Source organism: Salegentibacter tibetensis, assembly GCF_020164485.1.
Lineage (GTDB): Bacteria > Bacteroidota > Bacteroidia > Flavobacteriales > Flavobacteriaceae > Salegentibacter > Salegentibacter tibetensis.
In genome coordinates this window covers 1-7,301 of the sequence record NZ_JAIQZA010000061.1, presented here as the reverse complement: position 1 = coordinate 7,301, position 7,301 = coordinate 1, and the positions used below count along the sequence as shown (strand labels likewise).

The window sequence follows — 7,301 nt, the reverse complement described above, 5'->3', positions numbered from 1 at the left end:
CAGACCAGCACGGACCTCAGCCATATCCGGTTCCAAGAGAAATGACCATAGAGGAAATAAAGCAGGCTCAGGACGAGTTCGTTCAAGCTGCTTTAAATGCTATGAAAGCAGGATTTGACGGTGTGGAAATACATTCTGCCAATGGATACCTGGCCGATCAGTTTTTAAATACTGTGACTAATAAACGGACCGATGAATATGGGGGTTCCAAAGAAAACAGAAGCAGATTCACCCTGGAAACGGTAGATAAAGTTACTAAGGCAATAGGCAGCGAAAAAGTAGGTATACGAATATCCCCGTATAGTGCTTTCAACGGTACTGAAATTTTTAACGGTATCGATGATCAGTTCATATATCTTACAGAACAGCTTAACAAATTTGAGCTGGCCTATCTGCACCTGGTAGATAACTCGTCACTAGGATCTCCTGATGTTTCCAAATCTATATTTTCTAAGATCAGAGAGAAATATGAAGGTACCCTTATCCGGAATGGAGGTTTTACTAAGGAAGAAGCTGAAAAAACCATCACCGATAATAAGACCGATCTTGTTTCTTTTGGGAGATCATTCATCGCCAATCCAGACCTTATCCATAGGTTTGAGAATGATTTTACTTTAAACGAACCGGATTATGATACTTTCTATACTCCCGGTGAAAAAGGTTATACAGACTATCCTTTTTTTGAAGAAAATCAAACCGTGGCAGCTCATTAGATAAATTAAAAAACCCTTGCTCCGGCAAGGGTTTTTTAATTCCACCTTGTGAGAAATACAGGTTATTTAGCTGATAAAAGCAATTACTAAAAATAAAAGAGGCTGTCCTTAAAAAGACGGCCTCTTTTGCATTTAAATGATCTTTCTTTCTATTCCATTTTAGTAATTTTCCAAATGGCACCGGAATTCTCGTCATAAACTACAGGTGGCGATTTAGACAGGTCTATTGTGACCACACCGTAATCTACTATATACATAGCACCATCAGGTCCAAATTTCACATCGAAGGGTCGCTCCAGTCCTTTTCCCTTCATTCCCAGGAAGGAAGCAGGACCGTCCCCTGTATTAGTTGCAAAAGTTGAAAGTTGTCCTGTAGCAGGATCTACCCGTACTATCTGGACTCCTGCAGGCGCAGTACGTAAAGGATTAGTTGCAGGAGCTAAATCTCCCCATTCGGCGATGAATACGTGGTTGGTCCAAGATTCCCAAGAGGCAGGTCCTATATCCAGCATACTTGGAGATGAATTAAATTCGTGTTGTCCAAGCACCACAGAAGGGTCTGGAGGGGTGAGCCCGCTGGCCTCATGGTCTATAACAAAACCAAGATCCTTTCCTATAAATTCACCGTTTATGTATATGGGTGCCTGTAAAGAATCTGGCACTTCAAATTTAGGATCGGTTAAGGGTTCTCTGTTGGCAGAGAAATCCGGTACTCCATACCACATGCCCTGGTGAATTCGTAAACTGGCATCCATATAATCCTTTACGGGACGCAAACCCCGGATGTCATAACCATTTTCAGCGGCATACATATCCCCGTTACTGTCCCAGGTGAGGCCAATAGGATTTCTAAGTCCCCAGGCGTGGGTTGTAATTGTTCCCATAGCATTATTGGGGTCAAATTTAAGAATAGATCCCCCACAAAGAGTTACCCCCTGAATGACCTGTCCGGGATGGGTTTCTACACCAAAGGGAACATAAGCACCTGTTTTAACCATATCTTCCTCTTCCGGAGTCAGAAAATTCAGAGATTCATAATTCTTACCGATAAGGACAATATCCTCACAGGGTCTGGCGCGTAAATTAGGACTTTTTTTCACGGCAGGTGCAATGTCAGGACCTACAACGGCTGAATTACCGGCCATTCCCACCGAAACATACATTAAACCATCGGGTCCAACCTGGATATCGTTTATCTGATGTTCATCCTGGTTGTCGATGATCCCCTTAAACAAGAGCTCTAACTGACCGTTTTTATTTACCCGGGAAACCGCTCCTGTAAGATCTTCAGCTCTGTGAGTAAAATAGAACCAGCCTTCATGCCATACCAGGCCTATAATGGAAGGTTCTATTCCCCTGTTGTCAAGGTCTATCACTTCTACCCTGCTGCCATCCTCCATGATCTGAATTATACCCATGGGGGCCAACTGGCCAGGGAATAATCCTGCGCCGGCCTGAACCACAAATAAATTATCCTCATCATCCCAGGTGGCACTGGTAGGAAGATGCAAACCATAGGTCAATCTTTCTACCCTATAGCCTTCCGGCACCTGTACAATATGGTTGTTGTTAAAAAGTGGTAGAGAGTCTAAAGACTTACAGGAGATTAACATTATCGTAATAAATGCGAATAATATCCAAAATTTGAATTTTTTCATAAGATTAATGTGTAATTAAGGAATAATGATTGATAAAATGAAAGCTTAAAAATAATTTATACAGAGGGAGAATATCCAGTAGATATATTTCCTGCTGAAACTTTAAGAAGGTAATATCCTGATTACTAATTTCTTTAAAGGTAATTTTTTTTAAAAATACAGGATAGTAGGGATAACCCTAAATTTCAATCAGAATGTGAATATGTACTTTTAAAGATCTAAATTACTCTTTTACAAGATATTTATTCAACCACTAATAAGTGACGATGGAAATATTAACCCGCGGAAAAGAAGTCTGATTTTAAGATCAGTCTATTTTTATATATTCATTAAACAGGAAAACTAAACCGGATAAATTGTTTGAAAAGGAAATTGAAAATTTAAATTGGGGTGGAACGGACAGAAAAACCGGCTTATTTAAATAATAAGAGACTGCTAAAGATAATCGGTATATTATCTTTTAGATAGCAATTTTGTTTTTTAGGCTAATTTATTTTAAGCTTAAATCAGTTAATTTTAGTTGAAAATCGTATTTTTATTTTACCTTGTTTTTAATAAAAAAATGCAAAAGGGAAAAAAATGATTCTTAACTAAACTTACAGATATTTTTTTTTGTTTAAAATAAGTATTGCTCTGCTCTCTTGAAGTCTGGGTGAGTGTTAAATAGCTGTGGCAGCTACCGGACTTCTAAGTACATGTCGGAAAGATAATTAAAAAAACCCTTACCTATTCCCACATGCTTAATGCCATTAAAAATATTACTTTCTGTTTAATGACAAATCCTCCATATGAGTAGTCTCACGAATCTTCGAATAGGTGAAAAATTTCCTGATGTTGAGCTCACCCACTTTGAAAATAAGCAAGTTAAACTATCAAAGTATACTCAGGCTTCAGCCTATGATAAAAAGCTGGGTTTTAGCGACGGATATCCCTTAATTATTGTTTTTTACAGAGGGTACTTTTGTCCCAGAGATCAACAGCAATTTCGGCTGTTAGTGTCCTTTCAAAAAGAGCTAGCAGTTAATTTCGGAAGATTAGTTACGATCAGTGTCGACGCTCCAAAAGTACAGGCAGCATTTAGAGCAGGATTAGGGGCGACCTGGCCTTTTCTCTCAGACAAGAATAGGAAGTTAATTAAATTAATAAATATTTTAGATGAAACGGAAGGGGAATACGCGCAAACATCCTTGCCATTCACCTTTGTATGCTATCCGGATTTGAGCATCCACAAAATATATAATGGTTGGTTTTTTGTCGGAAGACCTTCCATAGAAGAGTTAAGGAAAGACCTGCGTTTTATTATGGAAAAGCAGGACTATTATCCTTACGAAAACTGGAACCAGGAAGAAAAAAAGAAAATAAGAGTTCCCCAGGAATACTGGACAGAAGAGAGGAAGTTTGGTGAAAGTCCTTATGAAACTTCGGAAGGATATGTAGTCACCTTTAATAAGAAATCCGGAAATGGCACTATTTGGGATGAGCAGAATCATCAGGAACTATTTTTTAACTTCACTGCAATTCCGGGAGAAGGTTACAGGCTAATTTCACCACAGCAAAAGGTTAAATTTGAAATTGTTCAAACCTCCACCGGAAAGTCAGCCTTAAATATTCAGCCTATTTAGTTACCTTAAGCCGCAAGTTTAAATGCTTTTAATACTAAATTTTGTTGTTATCTTTTACTATACGAAGCCAGCCGTAACGGGCTCCAATTCATTGGACTGAGGGGACTATGGTCAAAAATATACAATATATGGTAGTATGATCACAGTCCATAAATTGGACTGTTATATAGGTTAAAAATAGAGAACAATAATGAATAATTCTGAAAAATCAGTACGGGTTGCAGTTATACAGGCTGCTCCGATATTTATGGACCGTGAAGCAACTGCCGAAAAGGCAGTATCTTTAACTCTGGAAGCCGGTAAGAAAGGCGCTAAACTGGTCTTATTTCCGGAAGCTTATATTCCGGCTTATCCTCGAGGCCTGGGATTTGGCACGAAAGTAGGAAGTCGTTCGGCATCCGGGCGAAAAGACTGGCTTCGCTACTGGAATAGTTCCGTTCCCGTTCCTGGCGATACCACCCATATGCTTGGGGAAGCTGCACGTAAAGCCGGCGTATACCTGGTGATGGGCCTCATAGAAAAAGACGGAGAATACAGCGGTACTTTGTACTGCACGATGCTTTATTTCGGTCCGGATGGCACCTTACTAGGCAAACACCGCAAACTCAAACCTACAGGAATGGAACGGTTGATCTGGGGAGAAGGCGATGGCAGTACCTTGCCTGTTTTTGATACCCCATTTGGTAAAATTGGGGGCTTAATCTGCTGGGAAAATTATATGCCCCTGGCCCGAACAGCCATGTATGCAAAAGGCGTACAGATTTATCTGGCACCTACAGCAGATGACCGGGAGGTATGGCAATCGACCCTACGCCATATAGCGCTGGAAGGAAGGTGTTTTGTGCTTTCCTGTAATCAATATGTAACCAAAGATATGTACCCGGCTGATCTGGCCTGCAGTGGCGACCTCCAGTCGGAGCCTGAGCTGATGAGTAAGGGAGGAAGTGCTATCGTGGGACCATTGGGCCAATACATTGTTGAGCCTGTTTCCGGCAGGGAAGAAATAATTATGGCGGATTTAGATATGAGCCTGATAGCTGAAAGCAGGCTCGATTTTGATGTCGTTGGCCACTATGCCCGACCTGATGTGTTCCAGCTGCTGGTCAACGAAGAGCCAAGGGTGGCTTTAAGGCCGTTCAATCAGCAAACATCCGGCTCCGCAGTAGAATCCCTACAGGAAAACAATTATCCAAAATCATAAAGGTATAACGCCTTCTTTGGGTAGCGTAGGCATACGTAAAGCAGGCACATAAATTTTATTTCATACACCAGTGCTAAGCAGAACAAGGATTAAATTAGTATACCTTAATTTTTTCTATTAACCACTTTTTGTTGCAAGTCCAGTTTTTTGAAACTAAGCGCAAAAAAGGATCTCATCTGCGCTTTGATAAGCAGGTCTACAAACACAGAGGTAAAATTAAACATTCTATTAATGGCTGTAAAAATATCTTCATTTAGCTACAATACTGCCTCCATCTTTATGGCTATAAAACAGCTTGCTGGTTTGAAGTTCTTCTCTATAGAATATAGATCAGACACAGCCAAACATTATTTTCTCCGAGGTTTTGTATATGTTTTTAATACTACTAAATTTTCTTTTTCAACTTATTTGTTATTTAAGAATTCTAATATGTGATACGTATATCGCTCTGGATTGTCCTGTTGTAACCAGTGCGAGGTTTTTTCCAATTCAATAAGCCGTGAATTAGATATCTCTTTTTGCAATCGTCTCCCATCTGTAATGGTCTGCCAGGGATCATCAATACCCCAAAGCAACAGGGTTTCGGAGATAATATCCTGATGTCTTGGAACAAGGCTTGTAGTATGATTGGTATTTAAGGAAGATGCGTTACGAATAAGGCTTATTTTGCCCTCTTTGGTCAAATAGGGTGCCCTAATTCCTTTTTTAAAGTTTTCAGTCAATCGTTCTGGATTGCTTAACCCCATTTGATATCCTTCAAGGAGGAAATCTGCTATTTCTTCAATTGTTTTACTGGCCCATTGCGGATTACCGAGTGCAAGCATATCATCAATAGGCCATGAATCATAAGCCACTATATTTGATAGTACCAGTTTATCCACTATTTCCCGATGTTTAATCGCCATTATGAGAGAAACGCCACCACCCGTATCGTGACCTATAATATGGGCTTTAGGTAAGTTGAGATATTGCATTAACCTTAAAACCATTCTGGCCTGTACTTCAATAGAACGGTCAAAAAGGTCTCGTTGGTCAGAGTATCCGTGCCCTAAAAAGTCTGGGGCAATGACGCGATACCCTTCTCCAAAAGCGTCTATTACATTATTGTACAGATAAGACCAGGTAGGAATACCGTGTAACAGTATAACAGGCTCACCCTGTCCGATGTCGGTGTAGGCTACGTTCACAGGTATATCTACAATTCCATCCAGGTTTATGTGTTGTTGTCGTTTTACGAAATCTGCAACACTCATTTCATCTTTTAATTTCATTGTTTCTTTATTTTGGCAGTGAGCGATTTAGGAACACGAGAAAAAACAATTGCACCTAACATAATTCTTTACTCGTGAGGCAAAAGCTATGCCGCCTAAAAGGAGAATGCTTTTACATAAAAAATAGTTTATTGCAGCATTGAATGAATTTAGCTAAGGGAAAACCGGTTTATTAAGATAAGATGTTAGTTTGTCATAATTTAAAAACTAGGGAATCCCGATCCTACATTAAACTTGTTTTCGCTTCAAAGAAAACATTGTCACTTGGGTAACAAATATAATTTCCTTTCTCCCGTTAATGTTTTCTATAATCTATTTTCTGGTTTTTAACCATCTTGCAAATTTATCTTTTTAACCTTCACCCTTCCCTTCATTCTCCAGTCCTTCTACCGGCACGAATGCCATGGAGAGCGAGTTAACGCAATGGCGCACATTCTTTGGGGTCAGGTATTCGCCTTCAAAGACATGCCCCAAATGTGCGTCACAGTTGGCACAAACAATCTCGGTACGGCGACCGTCTGCATCCGGCACACGCTTCACGGCTCCGGGTATCTCTTCATCAAAGCTGGGCCAGCCACAATGAGATTCGAATTTGTAATCTGATGTGTAAAGCGGATTGTTGCAGCGTTTACAAAGGTATACTCCCTCTGCTTTGTTGCGCTCATATTCACCCGTGCCAGGATGCTCAGTACCTTTGTTAACGATAATTCGGGCTTCTTCATTGGTGAGCTTGTTATATGCTGACGGGTCTTTTGCTATTTTGATATTTCTGAATTCCATAGTTCTTTCTATTTATAATTAGGTATTTATAGATGCAAAATTTAAGCCAGCTAACT

Annotated in this window: 6 protein-coding genes; 3 read left to right on the top strand and 3 right to left on the bottom strand. The window is 40.0% G+C overall.

The window, feature by feature from the left end:
- Positions 1 to 713 (top strand): oxidoreductase (locus tag LB467_RS18165; protein WP_449619105.1); only part of this gene is annotated, 713 nt, incomplete at its 5' end.
- 149 nt (positions 714 to 862) lie between these two features.
- On the opposite strand, the gene LB467_RS18160 is transcribed toward LB467_RS18165, so the two are convergent.
- A complete protein-coding gene (locus LB467_RS18160; RefSeq protein ID WP_224475545.1) occupies positions 863 to 2,371 on the bottom strand; it encodes a PQQ-dependent sugar dehydrogenase in 1,509 nt (502 codons plus the stop codon).
- Positions 2,372 to 3,159: 788 nt separating this feature from the next.
- Here LB467_RS18160 and LB467_RS18155 point away from each other — a divergent pair.
- Positions 3,160 to 3,993, top strand: coding sequence for a redoxin domain-containing protein (locus tag LB467_RS18155; RefSeq protein ID WP_224475543.1), 834 nt, complete (start codon positions 3,160 to 3,162; stop codon positions 3,991 to 3,993).
- 190 nt (positions 3,994 to 4,183) lie between these two features.
- Positions 4,184 to 5,194: a carbon-nitrogen hydrolase family protein gene (locus LB467_RS18150; RefSeq protein WP_224475541.1), complete on the top strand. Its 1,011-nt coding sequence runs from the start codon at positions 4,184 to 4,186 to the stop codon at positions 5,192 to 5,194.
- A 404-nt stretch (positions 5,195 to 5,598) separates the two neighbouring features.
- On the opposite strand, the gene LB467_RS18145 is transcribed toward LB467_RS18150, so the two are convergent.
- Both LB467_RS18145 and LB467_RS18140 read right to left on the bottom strand, forming a co-directional pair.
- Positions 5,599 to 6,465, bottom strand: a complete 867-nt coding sequence (locus LB467_RS18145) for an alpha/beta fold hydrolase (RefSeq protein ID WP_224475539.1) — start codon at positions 6,463 to 6,465, stop codon at positions 5,599 to 5,601.
- A 351-nt stretch (positions 6,466 to 6,816) separates the two neighbouring features.
- Entirely contained in the window at positions 6,817 to 7,245 is a 429-nt protein-coding gene (locus LB467_RS18140) for a methionine-R-sulfoxide reductase (RefSeq protein WP_224475537.1), read from the bottom strand.
- Positions 7,246 to 7,301: the final 56 nt, after the last annotated feature.